21 protein-coding genes are annotated in these 26,918 nt (G+C 65.3%); 9 read left to right on the top strand and 12 right to left on the bottom strand.

All coding sequences use genetic code 11. The features are described 5' to 3' along the window. Nucleotides 1-85 precede the first annotated feature (85 nt). Entirely contained in the window at nt 86-700 is a 615-nt protein-coding gene (locus tag JGU72_RS16955) for a histidine phosphatase family protein (protein ID WP_199685109.1), read from the top strand. On the opposite strand, the gene JGU72_RS16960 is transcribed toward JGU72_RS16955, so the two are convergent. Continuing rightward, nucleotides 697-2,034 (bottom strand): DUF2252 domain-containing protein, encoded by a 1,338-nt coding sequence (locus JGU72_RS16960; protein WP_199685110.1) that lies wholly within the window; start codon nt 2,032-2,034, stop codon nt 697-699. The genes JGU72_RS16955 and JGU72_RS16960 overlap by 4 nt on opposite strands. 112 nt (nt 2,035-2,146) lie before the next feature. On the opposite strand from JGU72_RS16960, the gene JGU72_RS16965 reads away from it, so the two are divergent. Further along, on the top strand, nt 2,147-2,995 hold the full coding sequence (locus JGU72_RS16965) for an alpha/beta fold hydrolase (RefSeq protein ID WP_199685111.1): 849 nt from the start codon (nt 2,147-2,149) through the stop codon (nt 2,993-2,995). Here the strand turns inward: JGU72_RS16965 and JGU72_RS16970 are convergent. The 8 genes from JGU72_RS16970 to JGU72_RS17005 form a co-directional block, all read right to left on the bottom strand. After that, the gene (locus JGU72_RS16970; RefSeq protein ID WP_199685112.1) at nt 2,992-3,921 is read right to left on the bottom strand and encodes a S1C family serine protease; all 930 of its coding nucleotides are present in this window, start codon (nt 3,919-3,921) and stop codon (nt 2,992-2,994) included. The two genes, JGU72_RS16965 and JGU72_RS16970, sit on opposite strands and share 4 nt — an antisense overlap. A gap of 92 nt (nt 3,922-4,013) precedes the next feature. Further along, complete coding sequence (locus JGU72_RS16975; RefSeq protein ID WP_199685113.1) at nt 4,014-4,199, bottom strand: Z-ring associated ZapG family protein; 186 nt, start codon at nt 4,197-4,199, stop codon at nt 4,014-4,016. 11 nt (nt 4,200-4,210) lie between these two features. After that, nucleotides 4,211-5,194 carry an OmpA family protein gene (locus JGU72_RS31255; protein WP_199685114.1) on the bottom strand — a complete coding sequence of 328 codons (984 nt, stop codon included), beginning with the start codon at nt 5,192-5,194 and terminating at the stop codon, nt 4,211-4,213. A gap of 64 nt (nt 5,195-5,258) precedes the next feature. Then, on the bottom strand, nt 5,259-6,137 hold the full coding sequence (locus JGU72_RS16985; RefSeq protein ID WP_199685115.1) for a cutinase family protein: 879 nt from the start codon (nt 6,135-6,137) through the stop codon (nt 5,259-5,261). Between the two features lie 136 nt (nt 6,138-6,273). Continuing rightward, nucleotides 6,274-6,762 carry a hypothetical protein gene (locus tag JGU72_RS16990; RefSeq protein ID WP_307828480.1) on the bottom strand — a complete coding sequence of 163 codons (489 nt, stop codon included), beginning with the start codon at nt 6,760-6,762 and terminating at the stop codon, nt 6,274-6,276. A gap of 14 nt (nt 6,763-6,776) precedes the next feature. Further along, entirely contained in the window at nt 6,777-8,243 is a 1,467-nt protein-coding gene (locus JGU72_RS16995) for a glutamate synthase subunit beta (protein WP_199685116.1), read from the bottom strand. Continuing rightward, entirely contained in the window at nt 8,236-12,831 is a 4,596-nt protein-coding gene (gene gltB / locus JGU72_RS17000; RefSeq protein ID WP_199685117.1) for a glutamate synthase large subunit, read from the bottom strand. The genes JGU72_RS16995 and gltB overlap by 8 nt, the downstream gene beginning before the upstream one ends. 481 nt (nt 12,832-13,312) lie before the next feature. Continuing rightward, a complete protein-coding gene (locus JGU72_RS17005) occupies nt 13,313-13,861 on the bottom strand; it encodes a TetR/AcrR family transcriptional regulator (RefSeq protein ID WP_199685118.1) in 549 nt (182 codons plus the stop codon). A gap of 93 nt (nt 13,862-13,954) precedes the next feature. Between JGU72_RS17005 and JGU72_RS17010 the strand changes: the two genes are divergently transcribed. Together JGU72_RS17010 and JGU72_RS17015 are read left to right on the top strand one after the other, a co-directional pair. After that, nucleotides 13,955-14,983: an FAD-dependent monooxygenase gene (locus JGU72_RS17010; RefSeq protein WP_199685119.1), complete on the top strand. Its 1,029-nt coding sequence runs from the start codon at nt 13,955-13,957 to the stop codon at nt 14,981-14,983. A gap of 64 nt (nt 14,984-15,047) precedes the next feature. Continuing rightward, a complete protein-coding gene (locus JGU72_RS17015) occupies nt 15,048-16,364 on the top strand; it encodes a salicylate synthase (protein ID WP_199685120.1) in 1,317 nt (438 codons plus the stop codon). On the opposite strand, the gene JGU72_RS17020 is transcribed toward JGU72_RS17015, so the two are convergent. Next, nucleotides 16,343-17,956, bottom strand: a complete 1,614-nt coding sequence (locus tag JGU72_RS17020; protein WP_199685121.1) for a (2,3-dihydroxybenzoyl)adenylate synthase — start codon at nt 17,954-17,956, stop codon at nt 16,343-16,345. The two genes, JGU72_RS17015 and JGU72_RS17020, sit on opposite strands and share 22 nt — an antisense overlap. A 63-nt stretch (nt 17,957-18,019) precedes the next feature. Between JGU72_RS17020 and JGU72_RS17025 the strand changes: the two genes are divergently transcribed. From JGU72_RS17025 to JGU72_RS17035, 3 genes are all read left to right on the top strand, one after another. Continuing rightward, entirely contained in the window at nt 18,020-21,460 is a 3,441-nt protein-coding gene (locus tag JGU72_RS17025; RefSeq protein WP_307828481.1) for a non-ribosomal peptide synthetase, read from the top strand. A gap of 62 nt (nt 21,461-21,522) precedes the next feature. After that, entirely contained in the window at nt 21,523-22,491 is a 969-nt protein-coding gene (locus JGU72_RS17030; protein WP_199685122.1) for an ABC transporter substrate-binding protein, read from the top strand. After that, nucleotides 22,491-23,840: a SagB family peptide dehydrogenase gene (locus tag JGU72_RS17035; protein ID WP_307828482.1), complete on the top strand. Its 1,350-nt coding sequence runs from the start codon at nt 22,491-22,493 to the stop codon at nt 23,838-23,840. The genes JGU72_RS17030 and JGU72_RS17035 overlap by 1 nt, the downstream gene beginning before the upstream one ends. Here the strand turns inward: JGU72_RS17035 and JGU72_RS17040 are convergent. After that, on the bottom strand, nt 23,809-24,546 hold the full coding sequence (locus JGU72_RS17040) for an esterase/lipase family protein (RefSeq protein WP_199685123.1): 738 nt from the start codon (nt 24,544-24,546) through the stop codon (nt 23,809-23,811). The two genes, JGU72_RS17035 and JGU72_RS17040, sit on opposite strands and share 32 nt — an antisense overlap. Nucleotides 24,547-24,555: 9 nt before the next feature. Further along, nucleotides 24,556-25,446, bottom strand: a complete 891-nt coding sequence (locus JGU72_RS17045) for a LysR family transcriptional regulator (RefSeq protein ID WP_199685124.1) — start codon at nt 25,444-25,446, stop codon at nt 24,556-24,558. 85 nt (nt 25,447-25,531) lie between these two features. On the opposite strand from JGU72_RS17045, the gene JGU72_RS17050 reads away from it, so the two are divergent. Further along, complete coding sequence (locus tag JGU72_RS17050; RefSeq protein ID WP_199685125.1) at nt 25,532-26,395, top strand: EamA family transporter; 864 nt, start codon at nt 25,532-25,534, stop codon at nt 26,393-26,395. Between the two features lie 103 nt (nt 26,396-26,498). Further along, nucleotides 26,499-26,900, top strand: coding sequence for a hypothetical protein (locus JGU72_RS17055; RefSeq protein WP_199685126.1), 402 nt, complete (start codon nt 26,499-26,501; stop codon nt 26,898-26,900). Nucleotides 26,901-26,918: the final 18 nt, after the last annotated feature.

Below are 26,918 nucleotides of genomic sequence, written 5' to 3' on the forward strand. Positions count from 1 at the left end.
CTCTCGATACTACGACGCACCAGCCGACCGGCCGGTTCCACACCGAGGTGCACCTCACCGTCGGTCATAGGGCAAAGTTGATCCCGTGCAACTATTGCTGATCCGCCACGCGCTGCCGTCCCGCATCGAGAATGCGGCCGAGGGCGCGGACCCCGGACTCGCACCGACCGGCGTCGAGCAAGCGGCACGCGTACCGGCTGCGATCGACCGGCACCGGATCGTTCGGATCGTCAGCAGCCCGCAGTTGCGGGCTCAGGAAACCGCGAAGCCGACTGCCGAGAAGCTGGGCCTCGACGTCGGAATCCTCGACGGCCTCGCCGAGTACGACCACGGGAACAGCTTCTACATTCCTATCGAGCAGGCGAAGCACGACTTTCCGGAAATGTACGAGCGCATCAAGAACGGCCACCTCCCCGAAGTCGTCGACGGGCAAGCGTTCAAGCAACGTGTTCTCGACGCGGTACAGAGCATCGTCGAAACTACGGACCACGCCGACACGGTTGCCGCTTTCGCTCACGGTGGTGTGATCAACACCTATGTCGGCGACATTCTGGATATCGAGAAACGGTTGGCCTTCCCGATCGACTATTGCTCGGTCACCCGGATCCTGTTCTCGCGCAACGGGAAACGTACGGTCGCGAGCGTGAACGAAACGTCGCACGTGTGGGACCTGTTGCCCCGCAACATCGCTAGCTCCTAGAGGCCAGGAATTCGCCCGTTCCGGAACAGATCCATGAAGATCTGGTGGTCCTGCCGTGCACGGGTGCCGTATTCGTGGGCGAACTTCACCAGCATGTCGGTGAATCCGTCCTCGTCGGCAGATATCGCCGCATCGATCGCATGCTCGGTGGAGAACGGGACCAGGCTGTGACCGCTCGATGATTCATCGGCGGCCGCATGCATCGTCGCTGTTGCCTTTCCGAGGCAATCGATCACAGCGAGAATATCGTCGGGCTCGTTGAGGTCGGTCCAGTCGAGGTCGTTGGCGTAGGGCGACACCTCGGCAACCAACTGGCCCTGACCACGCAGTATCGCGTAGCCCAGCCACGGATCGCTGTGCGACTGAAGCGCCCGCTGCGAGATGACCGTGCGCTGACCTTCGTGCTCGAAGTAGTCGCGAATCGCTGGATCTCCAACGTGTTTCGATACTGCCGGCGTCTGGCCCTGCTTCATGTAAATGATGACGTCGTTCTCCAGAGCATCTGTATGCCCCTCGAGCAGCATGTTGTACGACGGCAATCCGGCACTGCCGATCCCGACTCCCCGACGCCCGACCACGTCTTTCACGCGCAGCGCCCCGGGCCGCGCCCGTGTGTCCGCGGGCAGTGTTTCGAGGTAGGAGTCGAAGGCCGCCAGCACTTCTGCCTTCGTACCGTCGTCGAGGGGAATCGTTCCCCCACTGCTTCGAAAGCGCCGGTCGTAGCCTTCGATGACGGTCTGGTCTTCGAGCATCGCGACCCGGGTCTGCATGCGCGCTTCGTGCAAGGTGTCGAGGATCGGACCCGAGGCGGTCTCGAGGGTGAATTCCGCCGGACTGCCATCGCCGGCAAGTTCGGCGATCTGATCCCGATACGCCTTTGCGAACGCGCAGACCAATTCGGTGATCGTGTCGTCGGACAACGCCTTCGCATAGCAAATGAGCGCGAGGCTCGCGGCGAGCCGTTGCACGTCCCAGGTGAACGCGCCGACATACGCCTCATCGAAGTCGTTGACGTTGAAGACAAGTCGGCCCTCGGCGTTGAGGTAGGTGCCGAAGTTCTCGGCGTGAAGGTCGCCGTGGATCCAGACCCTGCTGGTCTTGTCGTTGAGATACCCCGAGCCGTATGCGTTGTACGGCTCGGTGGTCAGGTCGGAGTAGAACAGTCCAGCGGTACCGCGATAGAACGCGAACGGTGACGCTGCCATCTTGCGGAACTTGACGCGAAACGCGGCAGCATCGGCCGCGAGCAACTCGCCGAACGAGTAATCGAACACCCGCAGGATCGCCTCCGCCCGCTCGGGCTCACGATCTGCTGCAACCAGTTGACCAGGCATATCTCAGGACGCTACAACCAAATTCGAACGCATTCACAGCTTCTCCGATATCTGGCGTTTGTCCGGAAATCAATAAGTAGACGGTGTCCACAATCTGTGGCATCGTGTCGGCATGGGGAACACGAAGACGATCGAATCCAACGGCGTTCACTTGTGCGTCGAGACGTTCGGATCCGCGGACGATCCCGCGATCCTGCTGCTGGCGGGCGCCGGCAGTTGCATGCTGTCGTGGGCCGAAGAGTTCTGCGAGAGACTCGCCGCCGGCGGGCGATTCGTGATCAGGTACGACGCACGCGAAACCGGCAAATCGACGACGTTCGAGGTCGGAAATCCGCCCTACGACGTCCACGACGTCGTCGCAGACGTGCTGGGACTGCTCGACGCGCTGTCCATAGAAAAGGCGCACCTCGTCGGCGTATCCGGCGGAGGGTTCGTCACGCAGTTGCTCGCGTTGGACCACGCCGATCGCGTTCGGTCCATCACGCTGGCATCGACGTCCCCCGGCGGGTCTGACCTACCGCCGATGTCCGAGGCACTGGCAGAGATGTTCAGTGCCGAACAACCCGAGTCGGACTGGACGGACCGCGACCGGACCGTCCGAGAACTCGTCGACTTCGAGCGCCTCTTCGCGGCACATTCGGTGCCCTTCGACGCGGACGCGGTGGCCGAATTCTGGGGCCGGGTCTACGACAGGTCGAACAACCTCGCGGCGCAGATGACGAACCCGTTCATGGTCGGCGGCGGCGACTCTCCGCGAGACCGACTCGGCGACATCACAGCACCGGCGTTGGTCTTACACGGCACCGAAGATCCACTCTTCCCTTACGAGCACGGCCTCGCACTGGCGAACGCGATTCCCGGCGCAACGCTCCTCGCCATGGACCGGACCGGGCACGAGAATCCGCCCCCGCGAGTGTGGGATTCGGTAATTCCGGCCATTCTCACCCACACCGACCGCTAGACGGTCAGCTCGATCGGCGTCGCGAATACGTCGACCATCGCGCCGTTGCGCAGCACAGTGACCGCAAGGTTGGTGCCGATCACCTCGGCGAAGAGCTGGCGCTGAATACCTTGTGCGTCTACAATGCGTTCCCCTGCAACGGTAAGCACGAGGTCCCGTTCCCGAAGGCCCGCACGGTGGGCCGGCCCGCCCCGGACGACCTCGACGACACGCAGGCCTGCTCGCTGACCCGTGCGCGCGGCGACATCGTCGGGCAACGGCGCGGGCACGCCGACGACGCCGAGATAGGCTCGCCGGACCCTGCCTTCGACCAGGAGGGTGTCGATGATTCGCCGGGTGGTCGGGTTTATCGGCACAGCGAGTCCAAGACCGAACCCGGCGACCGCGGTGTTGATGCCGACCACTCGCCCCACGGAATCGGCAAGCGCTCCACCGGAATTGCCGGGATTGAGCGCGGCGTCGGTTTGGATGACGTTCTCGATGACGCGCCCTACCCGGCCCTGACTCACCGGCAGTGATCTGCCGAGTGCGCTCACAACGCCCGCCGTCACCGACCCGGTCAGACCCAGCGGACTACCGACCGCAACGACCAGTTGCCCGACGACGAGCGCGTCGGCATTCCCGAATTCCGCGGGTTCGGGTGCGGCACTGCGCGTACTCAGAACGGCGAGGTCGGACAGCGGATCGGCGCCGACCACGTCGAACCGCGAGGTCGAGCCGTCCGCGAAGGTCGCGTTACCGCCGCGCGACGACGAAACCACGTGGGCGTTGGTGAGCATGTGTCCCTGCGGCGTGAAGATCACCGCCGACCCCCCGCCGTTGCGTAGGCGGACGCTCGCGACATGGGAGGTAACCGTCGCTGCGACGGTGCTGACAATGCGTGAATACGCGTCCATTGCAGACGTATCGACTGATTCATCTGGCATGACGACCACCGCCTCGGATGATTACACCGTTACAAATCCAGTGTGCGCCGTGCAGAGATCGTTGCCGAGCGGGTTCACCATCAGCAGAACGCCTACTCCGGCGCTTGATGCCTTCCGCTGCCGCCGCGGACAGGTTCGCGATCCAGCAGCCGGTCGATCATTTCGCCGTCGAGACGACGTTCAGGTTTTCTGCCACGCCCGATGAAGAATCCGATGAGCAGACCGAGTGCGAATGCGATGAGAATCCAGATCCACATTTGCCCGAACAGGTACAACATGGCGGTTCCTCCTAAAGAACGATGATCTCGACTCGGCGGTTCGCTTCTTGGCCGGCGGACGTGTTGTTGGGAGCGATCGGACGAGTCGCGGCGAAACCGAACGCATCGATCCGGCCCGCATCGATGCCGAGCTCGACAAGCCGTTGCTTGACGGCGCCTGCGCGCTGGTCGCTCAGCGGTTGGGCATTCGGGTCGGGACCCGGTGTGTCCGCCACATGGCCGTCGACCTCGATTCGCGCTTGCGGCGCGGCACGCAACGCGTCCGCGATTCGCGCGATCGTTGCCGACCCCTGCGCGGTCAGGACGCTGGTGTCCGCGTTGAACGTGATCGGCGCTTCGGACAGCAGACCGGTCAACTGCTGTTGCAGGGCAGCTCTGTCGAATGCGGGTGGTGGGGGCGCGGGTGGCACCACGAGCTGGTTGTCCACCGTTACCTCGAGGAGCGCGCCGCGCAGCTGTTCGCCGATCGCAGCTTTCTCGTCGGCGGTCGCCGCCGGACCGCTGAGAGTCACCGTTGCGCCCGAGAGGTTGGCGTTCGGGTCGACAGTCAGATTGTCGACGACCGGCCGCCCCCGGGCGTTTGCGAATTCTACGAGGGACGCCTTCGCGGCCTCGTCCGGAACCGAGCCGGTCAGCGTCACACCGTCTTCGGCGATGGCGACCGCAAGCGGAACAGGAGCTTTCGGGACAGGCTTGACGTCGTCGACTTCGACAGTCCGCACCCCACGAATCGCCGTGACGATCACCGCGGCGAGTTTTGCCTGGTCGGCGTCGGCGTTCGAGATCGTCGCATCGCGACCGTCGAACTCGACATCCACGTTCGCGAGACCGGCTTTGGTGAGGGCCTCGTGACTACGCTCGGACAAGCCGCTTTCGATTCCGCCGCCACCGCTGAACGCGGCCAGCGCGGTCAGGATCAGCGGGACGACGACGAGCGCAGCAAGCAGTAACAGCCAGGGAATCCGTCGGCTGCTACCGCCTGAGTTGCTGGGCACACCTGTGCTTAACACCTGCCGGGGGCGGTCGCCACTCGAACGCGCGGAGGCCGCCCAACCGTTATCACGCCAAATCGGAGAGCCAGTTGTGGACCCAGCTCGTGGCGTAACCGTAATCGAAGTGCGCGCCGCCGCCGTAGAACTCTTCGAGTTGCTCGCGGCGCTTCTCGTTCGCTTCGTCGTTCAGCTGGTCCTGGATCACGGGAAGTCCACCCGAACGCATCAGGTCGTTGAAGATCAAGAAGCCTTCTTGCTGGTAACGACCGAAGTTTGCCGGGTTCGGATCCGACGTCTGCGCGAGGTAACCCGCGAAGCGCGTCACGAAGTCGTCCGAAGCTGTCGAGCAGTAGAGATCGCCGGGAGCGCAGAAGGTCTTGACGACGGGGCTCAGAAAGCCGAAGCCACCGATGCGCGGGCCGCCTGCGCCACCGCCACCGACGGGGGTGCCGACAAGTGCATCGGCCGGCGCACGTCGGGGATCGGAGATCAACGCAACCGCGACAACGCGATTCGGCGCAATGGCACCGATGCCGGTGCCGATCTCGGCAGCGAGATCGCCCGCCGCGTCAGCACCCTGGCTGTAGCCGATGATCGCGACCCGCGTGGCCGGGCACTGGCCCGCCATCGCTGCGACCATCCCGCGCCCGCGGTCCACGGCTTCCTTCTTGGAACGGGCGTAGACCTCCGACTCCCACGGGAAGGCAGTTGCGGCATACGTCACGTAATCGGTCCGCACGTTCGCAGGCAAGCCGCTTGTCGCAGGTCCGAGCATTCCGGCCTGCTGTCCGCCACTGGCGGACGGCTCCCATGTTCCCGGAACGGCGAGGACATAGAGGCTCGGGCACCCGGCGGGATCCGCCTGCGCCGACCCGCCCCCGACCGCGACGATTGACAAAGCAGCAACGAGTGCGCCCAGCGCAGCGCCAATTCTCGTGTTACGCATACTGACTAGCTCCCCACAGTTTCTTCCCGCTACGACTTCTTCGACTGCCCGACTCTTGCACCGACTGATGTCGAAACGATGCACGATCGGTAAACGCACGTTACCGGGCGCCTCAATGTGCGCCAACCCACAGACCCTAATCCATGAGGTTCTCTAAGTATTTCGTGATCTCGGCGGCTGTCCAACCATGAGTTTCGGCAATTCCTTCGGCCATGATCGACAGGTATTCGGGGGCGGGATGTGTGTTCTCGACGGCGGCTTTTCCGTAGCTACTCGTGAAGGTGAGCATTCGCGCGCCGTCGCGCACGCCGAGCTCCAACAGCCGGTCGTAAACGGGCGGTTCCTGCGCCCGGAGGTCGTCGAACTGCTCACTGCTCAGCAGATATCCGCGCGCGGGGGTCCGGCCTGCAGTGGTCGGGTCGTAGTACGCCCGACCACCACCCCACGTGCGGGATTCGCCCGCGAAAAACACGGTTCCGGGCAGCGTCAACGCCAAAGTTGCTGCGGGTGGACGCTTGTCGCGGGCACCGGCATGGTCGATGAGCCCACCTGGCGGGCGTCCGCCCGCCAGGTAACAGCTCAATCGTGCCGCGCACATGTTGGACCCGTACGCGACGTACCACACCCGACCCGCGTCCGTCAGCGCTGCGGTGCCGCCGTCGGCACGATAGGTGACGGCAGTGCCGTCTCCCCGACGAGGTACTTGTCCACAGCCGCGGCAGCGGCACGACCCTCGGCAATCGCCCATACGATGAGCGATTGACCGCGACCCATGTCACCTGCGACGAAGACGCCGTCGACGCTGGTCGCCCAGCCATCGTTACGTGCGACATTGCCGCGGTCGGAGTAGTCGACACCCAGTCCGTCGAGCAGGCCTGGCTTCTCCGGTCCGACGAAGCCCATGGCGAGCAGGACGAGGTCGGCGTCCAACGTGAAGTCCGAATCTTCGACCTTCTCGAAGCGGCCGTTGACCATCTTGACCTCATGCGCCTCGAGGCCTGTGACCTTGCCGTTCTCGCCGACGAAACGCTCGGTGTTCACGGAGAACACGCGCTCGCCACCCTCTTCGTGCGCCGAGGACACTCGGTACATGAGCGGGTAGGTCGGCCATGGGGTCTGGTCCGCGCGCTCTTCCGGTGGCCGCGGCATGATCTCGAACTGATGCACGCTTGCCGCGCCCTGGCGGTGCGAGGTGCCGAGGCAGTCCGCACCGGTGTCGCCGCCGCCGATGATGACGACCTTCTTGTCCTTCGCCGTGATGGGCGGCTGACCGTCGTCGCCGAGAACCTCGTCACCGAGCTGCACCCGGTTGGCCCACGGCAGGAACTCCATCGCCTGATGGATGCCATCGAGGTCGCGGCCCGGGATGGGCAGGTCGCGGGAAGCGCACGCGCCACCGGCGAGCACAACGGCGTCGAATTGCTTGCGCAGTTCGGCCGCCGTGATGTCCACGCCCACATTGACATTCGTCTTGAAGACGGTGCCCTCGGCCTCCATCTGCGCCAGACGGCGGTCGATGTGGCGCTTCTCCATCTTGAACTCGGGGATGCCGTAGCGCAGCAGTCCGCCGATGCGGTCCGCACGCTCGAGGACGGTCACCGTGTGACCGGCACGCGTAAGTTGCTGTGCTGCAGCGAGTCCGGCAGGGCCGGAACCGACGACGGCAACCTTCTTGCCGGTGAGCCGCGTCGGATACACCGGGACGACCCAGCCGTTCTCGAAGGCGTGGTCGATGATCTCGACCTCGACCTGCTTGATCGTGACGGGGTCCTGGTTGATGCCGAGAACGCAGGAGGCCTCACAGGGCGCCGGACAGAGGCGACCCGTGAACTCGGGGAAGTTGTTCGTCGCATGGAGGCGATCGATCGACTCGCGCCAGCGGTCCTTGAAGACCAGGTCGTTCCACTCGGGAATCAGGTTCCCCAGCGGGCAACCGTTGTGGCAGAAGGGAATACCGCAGTCCATGCACCGACTGGCCTGCTTGCGCAGGGTGTCGTCGGAGAAGTCCTCGTAAACCTCTTTCCAGTCCATCAGACGCAGCGGCACTGGCCGGCGAGTCGGAAGCTCACGTGCTGTGTGCTTCAGAAATCCGCTTGGGTCACCCACGTGCTGCCTCCATAATCGCCTCGTCGACGTCCTTGCCGTTCTTCTCGGCGTCGGAGATCGCGAGCAGGACCTTCTTGTAATCGCGCGGCATGACCTTCACGAAGTGGTTCACCTGTTGGCTCCAGTCGCTCAGGATGTGCTCTGCGACAGCCGAACCCGTCTCGTCCCGGTGGCGCGTGATGATTCCGCGAAGCCAGGAGAAGTCGTCGCCGTGCAGATCCTCGAGATCGACGAGTTCCGAGTTGAGGTTCGCTTCGAAGGTCGCGCTCGGGTTGTAGACGTAAGCGACACCGCCCGACATACCGGCGCCGAAGTTGCGGCCGGTCTCGCCGAGGATGACCACCTTGCCACCGGTCATGTATTCGCAGCCGTGGTCGCCCACACCTTCGACGACCGCGACGGCGCCGGAGTTACGGACGCAGAAGCGCTCGCCGGCAACACCGCGCAGGAACGCCTGACCACTCGTCGCACCGAACAGGATCACGTTGCCCGCGATGATGTTCTCTTCTGCGACGAAGTCCGCCGGCGCATCGAGCGGCGGGCGCAGAACAAGGTGGCCACCCGAAAGTCCCTTGCCGACATAGTCGTTCGCGTCACCGAACACCCGGAGGGTGATACCGGCCGGCACGAACGCGCCGAAGCTGTTACCAGCCGAACCGGTGAAGGTGATGTCGATCGTGTCGTCGGGCAGACCCGTGCCGCCGTAGGCCTTGGTGAGCTCGTGACCGAGCATCGTGCCGACCGTGCGGTTGACGTTCGTGATCTTCGAGCTGAACTTGACCTTCTCGCCGCGATCGATCGCGTTGCGGCTCTGGATGATGAGCTGCTGATCGAGCGCCTTGTCGAGGCCGTGATCCTGGACGCCGGTGCAGTAGAGGTCCTGGTTCATGAACGCGGTTTCGACGTTCTCCAGGATCGGCGACAGATCGAGCTTGCTCGCCTTCCAGTGCTCCTTGGCCTTCGTCGTATCGAGCAGGTGCACCTGACCGATTGCCTCGTTCAGCGTGCGGAAGCCGAGTTCGGCCAGCAGCTCACGGACCTCTTCGGCGATGAACATGAAGAAGTTCTCGACGAATTCCGGCTTGCCGGTGAAGCGCTTGCGCAGCACGGGGTTCTGCGTCGCGACACCGACCGGACACGTGTCGAGATGACACACGCGCATCATGATGCAGCCCGTGACGACGAGCGGTGCGGTTGCGAAACCGAACTCTTCGCCACCGAGCAGCGCGGCGACCATGACGTCGCGGCCGGTCTTGAGCTGGCCGTCGACCTGGACCACGATGCGGTCGCGCAGGCCGTTGAGCAGCAGGGTCTGCTGGGTCTCGGCAAGGCCGAGCTCCCAGGGTGCACCTGCGTGCTTCATCGACGTGAGCGGCGTTGCGCCGGTGCCACCGTCGTGACCGGAGATCAGCACGACGTCGGCATGCGCCTTGGAGACGCCCGCGGCGACGGTACCGACTCCGACCTCCGACACCAGTTTCACGTGAATCCGGGCACCCGGGTTCGCGTTCTTCAGGTCGTGGATCAGCTGGGCAAGATCCTCGATCGAGTAGATGTCGTGGTGCGGCGGCGGCGAGATCAGGCCGACGCCGGGCGTCGAGTGCCGAACCTCGGCAACCCACGGGTACACCTTGTGCGCGGGCAGCTGACCGCCCTCGCCGGGCTTCGCACCCTGCGCCATCTTGATCTGGATGTCGGAGCAGTTCGTCAGGTAGTGCGCAGTCACGCCGAAGCGGCCCGACGCGACCTGCTTGACCGCACTGCGGCGCCAGTCGCCGTTCTCGTCCGGCTCGAAGCGAGCGATGTTCTCGCCACCCTCACCCGAGTTGGAACGGCCACCCATGCGGTTCATCGCGATCGCGAGGGTCTCGTGGGCTTCGGCCGAGATCGAGCCGTAGCTCATCGCACCCGTCGAGAACCGCTTGACGATCTCCGACGCCGGCTCGACCTCGTCGATCGAGATCGACGGGCGGTCTTCGGTCTTGAAGCGGAACAGACCGCGCAGCGACGCGAGCCGCTCGGACTGGTCGTCGATCAGCTGCGTGTACTCCTTGAAGACCTTGTACTGACCGGTCCGCGTGGAGTGCTGGAGCTTGAACACCGTGTCCGGGTTGAACAGGTGGTACTCGCCTTCGCGCCGCCACTGGTACTCGCCGCCGACCTCGAGCTCGCGGTGCGCGCGCTCCTGCCGGTTCTCGAGGAACGCGGTTGCGTGGCGTGCCGCAACGTCCTTGGCGATCTCGTCGAGACCGATGCCACCGAGATGGGACCGGAGACCGACGAAGTACTCGTCGCACAGTTCCTGCGACAGACCGATCACCTGGAACAGCTGGGCTCCGGTGTAGGACGCGACCGTCGAGATGCCCATCTTGGACATGACCTTGAGGACGCCCTTGCCGGCGGCCTTGACGTAGTTCTTGACCGCGGTCTTGTAGTCGATGTCCTGCAGCGCGCCGCGCTCGATCATGTCCTCGATGGTTTCGAAGGCCATGTACGGGTTGATCGCCGCAGCGCCGAACCCGATGAGCGTCGCCATGTGGTGCACCTCGCGCGCGTCACCGGCCTCGACAATCAGGCCGACCTTCGTGCGCGTCCGCTCGCGGACAAGGTGGTGATGCACCGCGGCAGTGAGCAGCAGCGACGGGATCGGCGCAAGCTTCTCGTTCGACTCGCGGTCGGACAGCACGATGATGCGAGCGCCGCCGTCGATCGCGGCCGAGACCTGCGCCCTGATCGCGTCGAGCGAGTTACGCAGTCCTTCGCCACCCTCGGCAACCGGGTAGAGGCCTCGCAGCACGACCGAACGCAGACCTTCCTGCGCGCCTTCGTCGTTGATGTGAACGAGCTTGGCGAGGTCGTCGTTGTCCAGGATCGGCTGCGGCAGGACGATCTGCTTGCACGACTGCGGACCCGGATTGAGGAGGTCCGCCTCGGGACCGATCGTGCCACCGAGGCTCGTGACGACCTCTTCGCGGATCGCATCAAGGGGCGGGTTGGTCACCTGAGCGAACAGCTGCTGGAAGTAGTCGAACAACATCCGCGGGCGGGCCGACAAGACGGCGACCGGAGTATCGGTACCCATGGAACCGATTGCTTCGGCACCGGTCTTCGCCATCGGCGCAAGCAGGATGCCCAGTTCTTCGGTCGTGTAACCGAAGATCTGCTGCCTGATGAGGACGCGATCGTGCGACATGTGGACGTGCGGACGGTCGGGCAGGTCACCGAGCTCGGTGAGCCCCGCGTCGAGCCACTCCTGGTACGGCTGCTCGGAAGCGAGCTGAGCCTTGATCTCGTCGTCGGCAACGATCCGGCCCTGCTCGGTGTCCACGAGGAACATGCGGCCCGGCTGCAAGCGGATCTTGCGGATGACCTTCGACGGCTCTATGTCGAGAACGCCGACCTCCGAGGCCATGACGACCAGACCGTCTTCGGTGACCCATACGCGGCTCGGGCGCAGACCGTTGCGGTCGAGCACGGCGCCGACGACGGTGCCATCGGTGAACGTGACCGATGCCGGTCCATCCCACGGTTCCATCAGCGACGAGTGGTACTTGTAGAACGCCCGGCGAGCGGGGTCCATGCTTTCGTGCCGCTCCCACGCCTCGGGAATCATCATCAGCACGGCATGCGGCAGGCTGCGGCCCGCGAGGTGCAGCAATTCGAGCACCTCGTCGAAGCGCGCGGTGTCGCTGGCACCCGGCGTACAGACCGGGAAGATCTTCTTCAGCGACTCGGCACCGAACACGTCGGACTCGATGAGCGACTCGCGTGCCCGCATCCAGTTCTCGTTGCCGGTGACCGTATTGATCTCACCGTTGTGCGCGACGTGGCGGAACGGATGCGCCAGCGGCCACGACGGGAACGTGTTGGTCGAGAAGCGCGAGTGTACGAGACCGAGCGCGCTTTCGAGCCGGTCGTCCTGCAGATCGAGGTAGAACGCCTTCAACTGCGGCGTCGTCAGCATGCCCTTGTAGACGAAGGTGCGCCCGGAAAGGCTCGGGAAGTACACCGTCTCGCTACCGGTCGCACCGCGGCCCGCGCCGTCGGTACCGAGCTCGTGCTCGGCGCGCTTGCGGATCACATAGGCACGGCGCTCGAGGTCCATGCCGGTGATCGGAGCGCGCGAACCTGGCCGCGGTCCGATGAAGACCTGGCGGAACGTGGGCATCGCGTCGCGAGCGAGCGCACCGAGCGAAGACTCGTCGGTGGGGACGTCGCGCCAGCCGATGACGGCGAGGCCTTCTTCGGACACGATCTGCTCGACGCCGATCGCGGCCTTGGCGGCCTCTGCACGCGCCTGCGGCAAGAATGCGATGCCGGTGACGTAGGAACCCTCAGCCGGCAATTCGAAATCGACGACGGCTCGAAAGAACTTGTCCGGAACCTGCAGCAGAATTCCCGCACCGTCGCCCGTGTTGGGTTCGGCACCGGCGGCGCCGCGGTGCTCGAGATTGACAAGGGCTGTGATCGCCTTGTCGACGATGTCCCGGCTGCGCCGGCCATGCATGTCGACCACAAATGCGACGCCACACGAATCGTGTTCGTTCGCCGGGTCGTAGAGGCCTTGCCGGCCTGGAGGTTGCTTCATACCTAGCCTTCGTATGCATCGACGACCAGCGGCGCTGATGGTCATCCCGGTGCAGTGATTCCTGCGCGTTGCCCAGGACTGTGCGGGAGTGCCGACACGCTTGCGCGTACGGCACCTCCGACCAGCTCTCCCCGACTACGCTGATACCGAGGTGCGGCTGTTCGGATGCCGGAGCATTCCTGTTCCGGCGTAAGAGGAAACGATAAGTCAGGACCGGGGGCCAGTACCAACTTAGGCAGCCCTTATTATGAGTTCTATCTGCGCTTATGCATTTTGCGTTTGGCGGGCCGACCCGCATCAAGTGTAGATCAATCGACGGGTCCGACTTCCCGCACCGATCGTGCTGTTACGAGTTCTCGCACACCTTGTGACCGGCGCCGATGCCGGACCCCGTCGACCGTGACGTCATGTCTCGGTCCGCGAGCACGACCACAGTGGCACGAATCCGGTCGCCGGACTATGTGATCTCGCCTACTTCCTCCTATACGAACGACCGAACCAGCTTCGCGATCGCCGGTCTCGGGTCGAAGTCCGGGACCGGCAGACAAAGCTGGTGGAGCGTTGCGCCTTCGACATAGTCCATCAAGATCGTCACGACACCCGCGGGGTCATCGATGATTCCGCTGAGGAGCCCTTCGGCCCACGCGACCAGCTCGCGCCGCGCTCGTAACAATGGCGGCTGCAACTCGACGGTCGTGGCCGATTCGAGGAACAGGGCGTAGCGGGCCGCCGTCCGCGTCCTGTCGGGTCCGAGCGAGTAGAGCAGCCATGCGGTGGCACCGTCGATCACGCCATCGACGGTGTCCGGGACCGGCAGTGCGTTCAGCATCTCCCAATCGGAGCGATCTCGCTCGACGAGACGGTCGACGATGCCTTCGAGCAGTGCGTTTCGCGTCCGAAAGTAGTTCGACGAGGTTCCGGTAGGCACCTGCGCGACCTCGTCGACCGCGCGGTGGGTCAAGCCCCGCGAGCCGCGCGTACCGAGAACTTCGATGGCCGCGTCCAGCACGACCTCTTTCTTTGTTGGCACACAGTAGACACTACATGCGTAGTGTCGCTCGCGCTCAGAAATCTCACTACATACGTAGTGAAAACTGCACTACATCTGTAGTACGGTCGGTCCATGACCACATCAGCAGCAATCATCGGCGGCGGCATCGGCGGGCTCGCCACCGCGAACTACCTCATTCAGCACGGTTGGACGGTCGACGTATTCGAACGCGCAGCCGCACTCCCCGACACAGGGACCGCCCTCGGGATGTGGCCCGAAGCTCTCGCCGCGCTGGACTCGATCGGCGCCGGCGACGCAGTTCGCGCGATCGGCAGTCAGCAGCGGCGTGGCGCAATTCGCCGCGTCGACGGATCGACGATCGCCAACATCAACAGCCATCGCGGCACGGCTGTTCTGATCTCGCGTCCGCCGCTCCTGCGCACGCTGGCCGAAGGCCTACCTGACGGGGTCGTGAAATTCTCGTCGCCGATCGCCACGATCGACGACCTCGCCGGCTACGACGTGATCATCGGAGCAGACGGGGTGAACAGCCGCGTCCGGACCGTTGTCGCTGGGCAGCAGGTCGATCCGGAGTACCTGGGAGTCAGCGCACTGGTCGGCTGGGCACCGGGCGAAACGGACACCGTCGCAGAAACCTGGGGCGAACAGCGAATCTTCGGCATCAGCCCACGGGATGGCAACCGCACGAACTGGTTTGCCGCGTATCGCGAACCGGTCGACGCCGACATTCCGGCACACCCGGCGGCGTTCCTACGCAGCACTTTCGGACACTGGCACGCGGACGTGCGCGACATTCTCGCGCGGTTCGACGAGGAGTCGATCATCCATTACCGCATCAAGCAGATGCCCAAGCTCGACAGCTACATCCGCGGCAACGTCGCACTGATAGGTGACGCTGCTCACGCCATGACCCCGAACCTGGGTCGCGGAGCGTGCGAGACGCTCGTCGATGCCGCCACCCTCGGCGCGGCCCTCGTCGAGCACGGCGTCGAGGGCGGCCTGCACAAATACGACAGAAAGCGTCGCAAACACACGCAACGGCTCGTGACCGGCGCGCGAATCATGAACCGACTCGCTCTCAGTACGCGGTATACCGGACTGCGGGATGGACTTTTGCGAGCAGCCGTACAGATTGCATAGACGCCCGATTTCGGTGCTAATCTCTGGTCCTAAGTAAGGTTTGCCTTTCCAAACTGGAGGACCGATGCCGACGATGGAACAACAACTGCGTATCGACGCGCGAGTCGACCCGCTTGCTGCTGTCACCCGTCTCGCCGCATCTGGCCGGTTCGCCGAGTACGTGATCTACGAGCGGCCCGACGAGTGGATCTTTGCGGCCGATCCTGTCGGCTCGATCGAGCTGGACACCGCCGAGTTGCGTTCGGTCTGGAACGGCGAACCGCGCACGATCACCTGGACCGGCCGCCCCGCAACCGTTCTCGACGACGCACTGGCCGGGTTACCGCTGGGCAATCGCCACGCGTACGGGTGGGTCGGCTTCGAGTTCTGCGCCTACAGCTACGACGCCGCAGCGGCGCTCAGCCAGCCGACCAAGCTGGCGCATCTGATCATCCCGCGCATCGAGGTCCGCGTGACCGAGACCGGTGCCACCATCTCCGGCGGCACTCCAGCCGAGCACGACGAGCTGCGCAAGCTGCTCATGGAACCGGGCACCGTGTCGCACGCCGCGGCCGCTCCGGTCGACATCCGGACCGACCCCTCCGGCTACTGCGACCGGGTTGCCGCTGCCGTCGCGGAAATCCGGGACACCCAGTACGAGAAGGTCATCCTGTCGCGCAGGGTCGACGTCGGGTTCGACGTCGACATGCCCGCCACCTACCGTCTGGCGCGTCGGCACAACACACCAGCACGGTCGTTCCTCTTCAAGCTCGGCACTCTCGAAGCTGCGGGATTCAGCCCCGAACTGGTCGCTTCCGTGGACGAAGAGGGCGAGGTGACGACGGAACCGCTGGCCGGCACGAGGGCGTTCGGGCGCGGTGACGCCGAGGACCTCGCCGCACGCATCGACCTCGAGTCGGACCCGAAAGAAATCGTCGAGCACGCCGTGTCGGTGCGGACCTCGCTCGCCGAGATCGCGTCCGTCGCCGAGGCCGGCACAGCCGTCGTCTCGGACTTCATGACGGTCCGCGAGCGAGGGAGCGTGCAGCATCTCGCGTCGACGGTCCGTGGTCGGCTGTCGTGGCGGCGCACGCACTGGGAGGCCTTCGACGTCCTCTTCCCGTCGGTCACCGCATCGGGAATTCCCAAGCGCGAGAGCGTCGATGCGATCCTGCGTCTCGACGATGTGCCGCGCGGCCTCTACTCGGGCGCGGTCGTCGTCGTTTCGCCGGGACGGCATCTCGAGGCAGCCCTGGTCCTGCGTGCGATCTATCAGGAAGACGGCAACGCGTGGTTGCGCGCGGGTGCCGGCGTGATCGCCCAGTCCTCGCCGGAGCGTGAGTTCGAGGAAACGTGCGAGAAGCTCTCGAGCGTCTCCCCCTACGTCGTGCCGGCCAGCTGAGCTGCCAGCGCGCGCTTGTCGATCTTCCCGACCGGCGTGACAGGCAGATCGTGTGCCTGCACCACCGAGTCGGGAAGCTTGAAGGCCGCAAGGCCCCGACCGGTCAGGAAGGTCTTGATCTCCGCCAGGGTCGGCATTTCGCTGTCGACAACCAATGCGGCGCAGACCTTCTCACCCAGCATGGCGTCGGCGATGCCGACGGCGGCAGCAGCCCGGACAGCCGGGTGCGCGATCAGGTGCTCTTCCAACTCGTCACATGAGACGTTCTCGCCGCCCCGGTTGATGACGTCTTTGATCCGGCCCGTGACGGCCAAGTGCCCACTCTGGAGCTGACGCACGAGGTCGCCCGTGCGGTAGAAGCCGTCCGGGGTGAACGCACGCGCATTATGTTCGGGCGCACGGTAGTACCCGCGGATCGTGTACGGACCACGCGTGAGCAATTCGCCCTCCGCACCGGGCGCGACGTCGTTGCCCGCAAGGTCGACCACGCGGACCTCGTCGGCCGGCGAGAGCGGCCTGCCTTGGGTTTTCGCGACGAGTTCGAGATCGTCGTCGAGTCTCGTGTAGTTGAGCAGTCCCTCGGCCATGCCGAACACCTGCTGCAACTGGGCACCGAGAGCCGGCGTGATTTCGCGTGCCGGCTGCTCAGGGAGTCGTGCTCCACCGACCTGCAGCAGACGCAGCGTCGCCAGGTCGGCGTCTTCCCATTCGGTTGCGGCGGTCCACAATTGGGCCAGCGGGGGCACCAGGCCGGTGACGGTGACACCGTGCCGCTCGATCGTCGCGAACGCATTCTCCGGGCTGGGATCGGCCGTGAACGCGAGCGCTCCACCGGTCACGATCGTTCCCAGAATTCCCGGGCAGGCGAGCGGGAAGTTGTGCGCCGCAGGCAAAGCCACCAGGTAGGTGTCATCGGGCGTCAGCGCGCAGACCTCGGCGCTTGCGCGAGCGTTGTACGCGTAATCGTCGTGCGTGCGTGGAATCAGCTTCGGCAGGCCCGTCGTCCCACCCGAGATCAGCAGTACCGCGAGGTCGGAAGGATCCGGCTCCGGTAGCGGCCGCGGATCCCGGGGCACATCCAGCAACGATGTGAATTCGGCTGGATCCCCGAGGACCAGCACGTGTTCGAGCGTTGCAACGCGCGTCTGCACGGTGCGGGCGAGTTCGCGGTAGTCGAACCCGGCGGCAGTCTCGGGGATCACATAGGCGACCGCACCGGAGAGCTCTGCCAGGTGACCGATCTCGGCAGCCCGGTGCGCGGGCAGACAGAGCACAGGGATCGCGCCCGCGCGTAGCAAACCGAACAGCACCACGACGAACTCCGGAGTGTTCGGCAGTTGCAGAACTACGCGGTCACCGGGCGAAATTCCCAGCTCGACGAGACCCGCCGCCATGCCGTCCGCTGCCACGTCGAGTTGCTCGTAGGTCAGCGGAACCGCGTCTTTCACGGCGATCTTCGATGGCCACTTCTGTGCGGCTGTGCGCAGTAGCGAGCCCAGCGTCACACCCTCCCAGAACCCTTCGGACTTGTACCCCGCGGCCAGCGCCGGATCGAAGGGAACGAAGCCGTCGAGATGCGGGGTCGTGGTCATGAGAGTCCTTTCGGGCACAGCTAGGTTAGGCAACCCTACTTTAAGTCGGATAGGCTGTCCGGCGTGAACTCAGGGCTCAGTACGGACGACATTCGCGACACCATCGCGCGCGCACTCGACATTCCCGCGCAGGCAATTGCCGATGACGACGACCTGATCGCGCTCGGCCTCGATTCCATCCGCATGATGAAACTCGCAGGTGGCTGGCGCAAGCAGGGCTTCGCCGTGAACTTCGCCGAGCTCGCTGCCGACCCGTCCGTCGAGGCCTGGTTCCAGAGGCTGACCGGCGCGGAACCCGCGCCCGTCGCCACACCCGAGCCGGTGTTCGTTGCGGACAGCAGCGAGCCCTTCCCGCTCGCCCAGATGCAGCACGCGTTCTGGATCGGACGCTCGGAGAGTCACGAACTCGGCGGTGTGGCTGCGCACCTCTACGTCGAATTCGACGGTGCAGACGTCGATCCCAAGGCGCTGGAAAAGGCTGTCGCCGAGCTGGTGCACATCCACCCGCAGTTGCGCGCGCAGTTCCTTCCCGACGGCACCCAGCAGGTCCTACAGACGCCATTGCATCCGTCCTTCGCCGTGGTCGATCTGCGCGACAGCACCGACGTGCAAGCGCGTCTCGAGGAGCTGCGCGAGGAGAAGTCGCATCAGCGCCTACGGGTAGAAGACGGTGAGGTCATCGACGTGACCCTGTCGCTGCTCCCCGCGGGACGCACCCGGCTGCACCTGGACCTCGACATGCTCGCCGCCGACGCCATGAGCTACCGGCTTCTGATGACCGACCTCGCCGAGCTGTATCGCGGCGGAACGGTCGCGGCGAGCGAGTACACCTATCGCCAGTACCTCGCCTCTCGCACGAGCGTCACCCGAGACGCGGATCGCGAATGGTGGCAGAACCGGCTCGCGGACCTGCCCGCAGCGCCGACCCTCCCCCTGGTTCCCGAGTCGGAACGCACCGATCCGAATCGCACTGTCCGCTATCACCACTGGCTCGAGCCCGAGGCCAAGGCACGACTGCTGTCGGGTGCCCATACCCGCGGCATCACCCCCGCCATGGCTTTGGCGTCGGTCTTCGCCGAGACGATCGGTCGCTGGTCCGCCGACCAGCGGTTCCTGCTGAATCTGCCGCTGTTCCAGCGCGAAGCTCTCCACCCCGACGTCGATCGCATCGTTGGGGATTTCACGTCGTCGGTCATGCTCGACATCGACGTCAGCGAACCCGCAAACGTCGCCGATCGCGCCCGCGCCCTGCAGAAAACGCTGCACACCAACGGCTCCCACAGCGGATATTCCGGCCTCGATGTGCTGCGTGACCTCGGCCGGCACCGCGGCGAGCAGGTCCTCGCACCGATCGTCTACACGAGCGCGCTCAATCTCGGTGAGCTGTTTGCAGATTCGGTGTCGAAGGCATTCGGCGAGCCGGTGTGGATCGTGTCGCAAGGCCCGCAGGTTCTGCTGGATGCACAGGTCACCGAGGTTCGCGGCGGCTTGCTGCTCAACTGGGACGTCCGCGAATCAGCTTTCCCCGCAGGCGTTGTCGACGCGATGTTCGCCCAGTACAAGGCCGCGATCGACCGGCTCGCACAAGGCGAAGCAGCGTGGACAGCAGAGGCGACACCGCGCCTTCCCATCGACCAACTCACCGTCCGGTCGAGCGTCAACGCAACGTCCGGACCGGTCACCGGCCGCGCGCTGCACGAAGGCTTCTTCGCACACGCCGAGGCAACACCGGACGCCGTCGCCCTGCTGTGGGGCTCCGACGGCCGGCTCACCTATGGCGAGTTGGCCGCGCGCGCACTGAACATCGCGGGCGCGCTGAGCGCCGCGGGTGTGACCGCCGGCGACGCTGTCGCAGTTCAGCTTCCGAAGGGCCCCGAGCAGATCGTCGCGATCCTCGGCGTGCTCGCGGCGGGCGGCGCGTACGTACCGATCGGCTACGACCAGCCGGTCGCGCGGCGAGCACAGATTCTCGAAACCGCGCAGGCGGCCGCGGCCCTGTGCGTAGACGCTGCCGAATACGAGCACACCGGAGTTCCCGCGGTGCCGTTCGCCGACGCCGCCCGGTACGCGGAACCCCTTGCTGCACCGGTGGTTCCCGACGTCGAATCGGTCGCGTACGTGATCTTCACGTCGGGCTCGACCGGCACACCGAAGGGCGTCGACGTCCCGCACCGCGCCGCGATGAACACGGTCGACGCCGTCAACGAACACTTCGACATGACCGGAGCGGATCGTGTGCTCGTCATCTCGGCACTCGAGTTCGACGCATCGGTCTACGACATCTTCGGACTGCTCTCCGTGGGCGGATCGCTCGTCGCGATGGATGCCGCGACACGCGAAAACCCCTTCCAGTGGGTCGAACTCATCAATCGGTACGAGGTCACGATCCTCAACTGCGTGCCGAGCATGCTCGACATGCTGCTGACCGCCGGCGGCGTCGGCGGAACGCTGCGCGCAGTCTTGCTCGGGGGCGACTGGGTCGGTGCGGACCTCCCGGGCCGCCTGGCCGAACAGGTTCCGACGTGCCGGTTCGCCGGTCTCGGCGGCGCCACCGAGACCGCGATTCACTTCTCGATCTGCGAGGTCGTCGAAGCGCCCGCTCACTGGACCGCCGTGCCCTTCGGAAAGCCGTTCACAAACGTGCAGTGCCGCGTGGTTGCACCGTCGGGCCTGGACTGCCCCGACTGGGTTGCGGGTGAACTGTGGGTCGGCGGCGCAGGCGTCGCACTCGGGTATCGCAACGACCCGGACCGCACCGCCGAACGCTTCGTCCACTTCGAGGGGCAGAACTGGTACCGCACAGGCGACTTGGCGCGGTACTGGCCGGACGGCACTTTGGAGTTCCTCGGCCGTGCGGACCATCAGGTCAAGATTCGCGGCTATCGCGTCGAACTCGGCGAGATCGAAGGTGCGCTGCGCTCGGTCGACGGTGTTCACCTCGCCGTCGCGGTTGTCGTCGGGAAGGTCGCGCCGAAGCTGGCAGCGGCAGTGACACTCGACGACGCGGTGAGTGCCGACGACATCCTCGCCGCGGTCGGCGAACTGCTGCCCCGCTACATGGTCCCCAGCCGGTTGGAAATCCTCGCCGACTTCCCGCTGACGTCGAACGGAAAGCTCGACCGCGCTGCGGTGCAACGGCTGTTCGACGCCGACGACGAGGCCGGACAGTTCGTCGCACCTTCGACAAACCTCGAGAAGGCACTGGCAGCGATCGTGGGCGAGGTCATCGGTGCGACGAAGGTCGGCGCGACCGACGACTTCTTCTCCCTCGGTGGCGATTCCGTCCTTGCGACGACCCTGATCGCACGGGTTCGCGAGTGGCTCGATGCACCACAGGCCGTCGTTGCCGATATCTTCGCCGGTCGAAACGTCGCCGGGCTCGCAGGTCGACTCGAATCGAAGGACGCCCAGCACGGACGGTTGGAGCAGGTCGCACAGATCTACTTGGAAGTCGCCGCGATGGACGAGCACGACCTCGCGGACGCCAGCGTGGTCCAGCGATAACTTAGGCTATCCTTCCTAGCCGAAGCACCTATGTGTGCCCTCGCCAGCAAAAGGAGCTGAACGTGAAACCTGTTACGGGCCGTTGGAAACGTACCGCGGTGGTTCTGGTGGCCGCCGGATTGGCGTTCGGCGTCGCAGCATGCGGTTCCAGTTCCGACGACGACGCCTCGACGGACACCATCGTCGTGACGGACTCCAAGGGCGAGCAGACGATCACGAAGAACCCGCAGCGGATCGTGTCCATGGACAACCAGTGGCTCGACAGCCTCCTGGCGCTCGACACGAAGCCGGTCGCCTACATCGACAATCTCTCCGTCGTCGCCGGCTCGGCTCCGCCGTGGGAAGAAGGCAAGCTCGACGGTATCGACAAGCTGAACCTGGGTGGCGACCTCGTCGAGAAAATCGGCGCGCTCGAGCCCGATCTGATCCTGGTGCCGAACTTCCTGATCGACGAGCCGACCTACCAGAAGCTCGAGGCACTGGCCCCCACGCTTACGGCGATCACCACGTCCGGTGTCGACCCGTGGGACGTGCGGGTCGAGACACTCGGCACCATCCTCGGCAAGGAGGACAAGGCCGACGAGGTCATCGCCGGTGTGAACGCCAAGCTCGACGGGCTCGCAGCGAAGTACCCTGGGCTGCAGGGCAAGACGTTCGTAACGGCTTATCTCGTCGGGACCAACATCACGGTGCTGGCGGACCCCAACGACGGTTCGGCGAAGATCTTCGCGAAGCTCGGCATGTCGATTCCGCAGAACCTCATCGACATCGCAGGCCCGACCGGTCGGCCGGCAATATCGACCGAACGCATCGGTGAACTGAACTCGGACATGCTGATTGCCGCGTCGCAGTCTCCGAACGCGGACCAGTTCAAGGCTCTGCCGGGCTACGACTCGCTGCGCTCGGTGCAGAAGGACGCGGTCTACATCGCCGATTTGACGACGATCACCGCGCTCAATCAGCCGACAGTGCTTGCGCTGCCCTACGCGCTCGACAAAATCGAGCCCACGCTGGCGAACGCTGCGAAGTAGTGAGTCAACCGACCACAGTCCTGTACGCACTCCGCCCTGGAGCAACGTGCGTGACGGCCGGCGGCGCCGCGATCCTGCTGGCGCCGCCGCACAAGGAACGGTTGGGCAAACTGCCGCCCGCGCAGTTGCAGGCGTTGAAGAATCTCAACGCCGGCGAACAGATCGAACCCGGCCACGACCCCGGCGTTCGCGCTGTCCTCGAATCCCTTGCCGAGGGTGGGTGGTTGACGATTACGGTGCGCTCCGGCGACACCGATCTGTACACGATCCGGCCGTTCAAGGCGCCGCCGGCTCGGCCGTCGGCGGTAGAGCAGAACCGGACCCTGTCGAAGTTCGCGATCATGCGACAGCACAAGGGCCAGTTCGTGCTCGAGCATCCAATGTCATGGTGCGACATAGACATTTACGACTCTCGGATCGTCGGGCTGGTCTCGGGACTCGGAACCGAAGAGGGCGCCGTCGCCGACCGGTTGGCTGCCGACTTGAAATGGACCGGCCACACAGTTGCCGACCGCGCAGCCGAGGACCAGGAATTCAGTACCCGCTCGTGGGGTGCACACGAACTCTGGTTCCACCGGCTGAGCAACCTGAGCGAGCGGGTACTCACCTGGGAGGAATTCGGACCGACACGGTGGGCGGACGGCGAGTTTCCACCGCTCCCGGCGCGCAAGGCCAGCTACCCCGGCGACCCGATCACGCTGTACGCACCGGATATCGAGACACTGCGCGAGTCCGATCCGAGCATTACCGCCGTGCTCGAAGACCGGGTCTCCTGCCGGGACTTCGACGACTCGGCTCCCATCACGCTCGAGCAGGTCGGCGAACTGCTCTTCCGTACCGCACGGACCAAGTTGCTGCGGACCGCGAAGGGTGTCGAATACCTCTCGCGGCCCTACCCGGCCGGTGGCGCGGTCTACGAACTGGAGATCTATCCGGTCGTGCGCAATGTGGCAGGGCTCGCGGCCGGCATGTATCACTACGACTCGTTCGACCACGTTCTGCGACCGGTTGCAGACGACAGCGTCGTCGAGCGAATGCTGAAGACGTCGTCGCTGACCCTGTCCGAAGGCCAACTGCCGCAGGTGCTTTTCGTCATCGCCGCCCGGTCGGGCCGCCTGATGTGGACCTACGAACAGGTGCCCTACGCGATCATCCTCAAGCACGTGGGCGTGGTCCTGCAGACCATCTACCTGGCGTCGACCGCGATGGGACTGGGCGCCGTGGCGCAAGGCTACGGTGACACCGCCGCGTTCAACGAGGCCGCGAAGGTCGACGAACTCGAAGAGTGCAACGTCGGCAGCATCGTCGTGGGCAGCCCTACTGCGGAAAGACCGTCTGCGTCCAGGTGAACGAATCGATCTGCTCGTCGACGTAAGCGTCGCATTCGCCGGACAGCGTCCGCGTCACCGCTGCGATGACCCGGTCGTCGGCCGGCTCCGGAACGTGTGCCAGGTTCGGGATCGGCGTCACCCGGCACTGCCCGCCGTCGAGTCGGCCGTCGGCCCACTCCTCGGCACTGCGGATCGAGACGTACTTCGTGTCGCCGGGAGTGTCGTCGCCGGCGTTCAGGTTCGTCATGAACGGTGTGATCGGGCATCCGTCGAAGCCGGATCCGGGCAGTTGGAAGCAGCCGCCGGGCGTCCCGTACTGCGGTGAGCCGATGGCGATGTAGGTATCGACGACATCCGAACCGCCGAGCGATTTCAGGTAGTTGCGGCTGCTCAGTCCGCCGTAGCTGTGCGCTACGAGCGCGATCGATTCGACGTCGACGCCCGCGGTCGCTTGCTCGACGGCTCGTCCGATCACCGCGCTGTCCGCGGGGAGGTCGTGCCCGGCCACGCCGACCGTGCGCACGGTGTAGCCCTGCTCTGTGAGCTGCTGTTCCATCGCGGCGTACAGATCGCGTGACATGGTCTGCCCAGGCACGGGCTCCTGACCCGGCACCAGGACGACGACGCGCTCGCCGCCGGGGGCGGCTGTTGCCGGCGCGGGCGCACAGAGCGTCAGCGATCCGCCAACGACAATGGAAGTTAGCACAGCCTTAGATAACTTCATGGTCGGAGACTACCGCACGGGAAGCGGAGGCACCGTCCTGGTTCGTGGGGTCAGCCGGTCCAGAACGAGCTTCAGCGGCGGCCATGTCGCGCGGCCCCGCCGAGTCACCGCGTACGCGGTCATCACGACCCCCGGATCGGTCAGCGGAACGACCTGCACACCCTCGCGAACCTGACGGTGAGCAGGCAGGAGGCCAACTCCGTAGCCTTCGACGATGAGGTCCTCGACGAGGTCGAGGCTGTCGATCTGATGGGCGATCTGGGGCACGAATCCCGCGAGCGAGGCCAAGGTGCGGACGGCATTTTCGTCAGCCGTGTTGCGGGAGTTGACGATCCACGGCATATCGGCATAGGCGGTCACCTCGCGCGGTCCACCCGCGGGAATTCCGAGCCCCCACGGCGTCGACCACAGCGGGACAGTTTCCAGGACAGCGCTCGGCGACGCCGGCGCGAGGTCGTAGTCGTAGGTCAGCGCGAGGTCGAGGTCGTCGTCGGCGAGCAACGCGAACGCTTCGACCGGCTCGTACTCATGGACGACGACATTCACCTTGGGATGCGTCTTTGCCAGCGCCGCGACGACCGGCAGCAGGGACGCGCGGATGCCGGTGGCGAAGCCCCCCACCCGGAGTGTGCCCGCGGGCTCGGCGTCCGGATCCAGATCGAGGCGCGCGGCATCGACCGCGGCCAGGATCGTCACGGCGTGGTCGGCAAGGCGCAGACCCGCCGGGGTCAGTCGCACCCGGCGGCCGTCGGGTTCGATGAGTTGCGCACCGGTCTCTTTCGCGAGGGCGGCGATCTGTTGCGAGACGGTCGACGTCGTCAGTCGATGCACTTCCGCGACTTCACGCATGGATCCCAGGCGGGAGAGTTCGAGCAAGAGGTACAGGCGCCGTGTGTCCACACAGGTCATTGTTCGTCTTTCTTGAACGGTTTGTCCATGAAAGTCACGTGGACGCGAACGGTCGCGATGTCGTTACATGGACGACATGACACGGAATCCCGCCTTGAACGGTGCGGGTCTGGCGCTCACGGCGATGGTGTGCGTCCAACTCGGCCTTGCAGTATCAGTCGGTCTCATCGACCGCGTCGGTGCCGACGGTGCCGCGTGGCTGCGACTGGCCTGGGCCGGAATCCTGCTCTTCGTCATCGTGCGCCCACGCCGGTCCGAGTTCACGCGGTCGACGTTCCTCGCAAGTGCCATGCTCGGTGTTGTCACCGCGGCCGTCACCATCCTGTTCATGGCCGCCGTCGACCGGATTCCGCTCGGCACAGCCAGCGCGATCGAATTCCTCGGACCGCTCGGCGTGGCAATCGCACACGGCCGCGGCAAGCGGTTCCTCTGGCCCACACTGGCTTTCGTCGGTGTCCTGCTCCTGACCGAACCATGGGCCGGAACCGTCGACCCGATCGGTGTCGGATTCGCTCTCGCCGCGGCCGCGTGCTGGGCGCTGTACATCCTGCTCACTCAACGGGTGGGCGACGAGGTCGCCGGCATAACCGGACTGGCCGTCTCGATGCCGGTCGCCGGCTTGGTCGCGACCGTCGTAGTCGGTCCGGCGGTCTTCGAGCGGATGACACCCGAACTCCTGCTGATCGGACTCGGACTGGCGATCCTCCTGCCCGTCGTCCCGTTCACGTTGGAACTGCTGGCATTACGCAAGCTCACCACCGCTGCCTTCGGGACACTGATGAGCCTCGAGCCCGCCCTGGCCCTGCTGATCGGGCTACTGATCCTCCATCAGGTGCCGGGTCCGTTGGCCGTCGTCGGCATCGGGTTCGTCGTCGCGGCAGGCATCGGTGCAGCCCGCTCCGGCGCGCGGGAAGCTCCGGTGCCCGTCGAGGTGAGGTGAGGCGGCGGGGATTCAGCGGACGGTAAGAGATCGGCAAGGGGTGCGGACGAGAGTCACCTTTACCCCGATCGAACACGATCGCTCACCGAAGGAGCTCCCCCTCATGACCGCCATCCGCGCCAAACTTCGCCCGATCATCCTGGTCCTCGTCGCGTTCGCCGCAGCCCTCGCCTTTGCCTCGGCGGGAACGTCGGCCGCCAACGCCGGGACAGTCGCGGACATCCAGTTCGCACCTGGCACGAGCGGCGCGTACGTCGACGGTTCGGTGGTTCGCGGCGACTACGACTCGTACTTCGTCGAGGCCTACGCCGGACAGGTCATGTACACCGACATCGTCTCCTACGAGAGCAACGCCGCCTTCAGCGTCTACGGACCCGACAACACGCTGCTCTGCATCGAGGAAACCTCCTCTGCCATCGTGCTTCCGGAGTCCGGCTACTACCTCATCGAGGTCAGCGGCACCCGCGGAAACGCAACCTACGAGATGACAGTCGCCGTCGTCTGATCAGGCCCCACCGAACCC

This window comes from Antrihabitans auranticaus (genome assembly GCF_016481275.1).
Taxonomy (GTDB): domain Bacteria; phylum Actinomycetota; class Actinomycetes; order Mycobacteriales; family Mycobacteriaceae; genus Antrihabitans.

Coding starts and splice junctions, on each gene's coding strand:
- JGU72_RS17050 (WP_199685125.1), top strand. CDS start 25,532: ATGACACGGAATCCCGCCTTGAACGGTGCGGGTCTGGCGCTCACGGCG.
- JGU72_RS17010 (WP_199685119.1), top strand. CDS start 13,955: ATGACCACATCAGCAGCAATCATCGGCGGCGGCATCGGCGGGCTCGCC.
- JGU72_RS17020 (WP_199685121.1), bottom strand. CDS start 17,956: ATGACCACGACCCCGCATCTCGACGGCTTCGTTCCCTTCGATCCGGCG.
- JGU72_RS16985 (WP_199685115.1), bottom strand. CDS start 6,137: ATGCGTAACACGAGAATTGGCGCTGCGCTGGGCGCACTCGTTGCTGCT.
- JGU72_RS17055 (WP_199685126.1), top strand. CDS start 26,499: ATGACCGCCATCCGCGCCAAACTTCGCCCGATCATCCTGGTCCTCGTC.
- JGU72_RS17040 (WP_199685123.1), bottom strand. CDS start 24,546: ATGAAGTTATCTAAGGCTGTGCTAACTTCCATTGTCGTTGGCGGATCG.
- JGU72_RS16965 (WP_199685111.1), top strand. CDS start 2,147: ATGGGGAACACGAAGACGATCGAATCCAACGGCGTTCACTTGTGCGTC.
- gltB (WP_199685117.1), bottom strand. CDS start 12,831: ATGAAGCAACCTCCAGGCCGGCAAGGCCTCTACGACCCGGCGAACGAA.
- JGU72_RS17015 (WP_199685120.1), top strand. CDS start 15,048: ATGCCGACGATGGAACAACAACTGCGTATCGACGCGCGAGTCGACCCG.
- JGU72_RS16970 (WP_199685112.1), bottom strand. CDS start 3,921: ATGCCAGATGAATCAGTCGATACGTCTGCAATGGACGCGTATTCACGC.
- JGU72_RS16975 (WP_199685113.1), bottom strand. CDS start 4,199: ATGTTGTACCTGTTCGGGCAAATGTGGATCTGGATTCTCATCGCATTC.
- JGU72_RS16960 (WP_199685110.1), bottom strand. CDS start 2,034: ATGCCTGGTCAACTGGTTGCAGCAGATCGTGAGCCCGAGCGGGCGGAG.